Annotated in this window: 2 protein-coding genes; both read right to left on the reverse strand. The window is 67.8% G+C overall.

Features of this window, described 5'->3' with window-relative positions; translation table 11 throughout:
• The coding region (locus AB0M83_RS48530; protein ID WP_364529631.1) for a cyclic nucleotide-binding domain-containing protein at positions 1–782 on the reverse strand (782 nt) is incomplete at its 3' end.
• 5 nt (positions 783–787) lie between these two features.
• Positions 788–1,942 (reverse strand): family 2B encapsulin nanocompartment shell protein (locus tag AB0M83_RS48535; protein ID WP_364529634.1); only part of this gene is annotated, 1,155 nt, incomplete at its 5' end.

The raw sequence follows: 1,942 nt of genomic DNA on the forward strand, positions 1-1,942 counted from the left end.
ACGCGTAGGACGGTTTGGGCGACGGCGAGGTCGTATTCGCGGGGTGAGGGGTCGTAGTCGACGTAGGTGCCCGACAACAGCGGTTCGCCGTCGTGTCCGGCGGCCAGGTCGATGCTGGCTTCGCCGGCTTTGTTCTGGGGTTTCCGTGGCCGGTTGAGGGCTTCGGTGACGTGGGCGCGCAGGGGCTCGGATCGGCCGTTGAGCCGGGCGTAGGCGTTTGCGGGCAGGACGAGGGCGATGACGCGGGTGGCGGCGCGGGCGGTGAAGGTCCAGGTGGTGTCGTCGTGGGCGAGGAGTTCGGCGCCGAGGTGGTCGCCGTCGGTGGCGGTGGCGAGGTGGGTTTCGTCGCCGTATTCGCCGCGGCCGTGCTGGGTGATTTTGCCGTGGGCGATGAGGATGAGGGTGTCGAGGGGGGTGCCGGCCGTGGTGATGGTGGTGCCGGGTTCGTATTCGCGTTGTTCGAAGGCTTCGGCGAGGGCGCTCAATGCTTGTTCGTCGTTGAAGCCGCGGAGGAGTTCGAGTTCGGTGAGTTCGGCGGGGACGACGTGGACGCGGGCGCCGGTGGTGTAGAAGGAGACTTTGCCGTCGCCGAGGGTGTAGGTGAGGCGGCGGTTGACGCGGTAGCTGCCGGCTGGGACGTCGACCCAGGGGAGTTGGGAGAGCAGCCAGCGGGTGGTGATGCCGCGCATCTGCGGCAGGGTCTTGGTGGTCGTGGTCAACGTCCGCGCGGCGGTGACGCTCAGCGAAAGCTGCACGGACGTCGTTTCCCCGGTCACCGTCACGGTGCTCAGCCTTCCCGGCCGAGTTCGGCGGCTTCCAGCACGGCCAGCGCGTCGGGCACCAGCACCGCGGCCGAGTAGTACGCCGACACCAGGTAGGAGATGATGGCCTGTTCGGAGACGCCCATGAACCGCACGTTCAGCCCCGGCTGGTACTCATCCGGCAGTCCGGTCTGGTGCAGCCCGACCACGCCCTGGGCCTGTTCCCCGGTGCGCATCAGCAGGATCGAGCTGGTCCGGGTTTCGGTCACGGGGATCTTGTTGCAGGGCAGGATCGGGACGCCGCGCCAGGCGGGGACGTGGTGGCCGCCGAAGTCCACCGCGTCGGGGTAGACACCGGCCTTGGTGCATTCCCGGCCGAACGCGGCGATGGTCTTGGGGTGGGCCAGGAAGAACCCGGGGTCCTTCCAGACCAGGGCGAGCAGTTCATCCAGGTCGTCGGGGGTGGGTGGGCCGGTGCGGGTGGGGATGCGCTGGGCGAAGTCGGCGTTGTGCAGGAGCCCGAAGTCGGTGTTGTTGATCAGTTCGTGTTCCTGGCGTTCCCGCAGTGCCTCCACGGTCAGCCGTAGCTGCTGCTCGATCTGGTTCATCGGCTGGTTGTAGAGATCCGCCACGCGGGAGTGGATCCGTAGCACGGTCTGGGCGACGGACAGTTCGTATTCGCGGGGTTGGGCGTCGTAGTCGACGAACGTGCCGGGCAGCATCGGTTCGCCGTCGTGGCCGGAGGCGAGGGAGATTTCGGCTTCGCCGTGGTCGTTGCGGGCGGTGGAGCCGACGGCGGTGAACGCGTCCAGGTGGGCCTGCAGGGTCTCCGAACGGGACAGGACGTCTTCGAATATCTGCCGGGGCAGGGACAGGACGGTGCAGGTGGTGACGGCTTTGGCGGTGAATTCCCAGATGCCGTCGTCGCGGATGAGGGCGGTTTCGCCGAAGTAGTCGCCGTCGGCCAGGGTGCCGAGGACGGTTTGGTCGCCGTAGGCGCCGGTGCCGACTTTGGTGATCTTGCCGTGGGCGATGAGGAACACCTGGTCGGCTGGGGAGCCGAATTCGACCAGGGCGTCGCCGGGTTGGTATTCCTGCTGGGCGAAGCGGGAGGCGAGTTCGGTGAGGACTTCTTCGTCGTCGTAGCCGCGTAGTGGGGCGAGTTCGCCGAGTTCGGGTGG

Source organism: Amycolatopsis sp. NPDC051106 (assembly GCF_040682775.1).
Taxonomy (GTDB): Bacteria; Actinomycetota; Actinomycetes; order Mycobacteriales; family Pseudonocardiaceae; genus Amycolatopsis.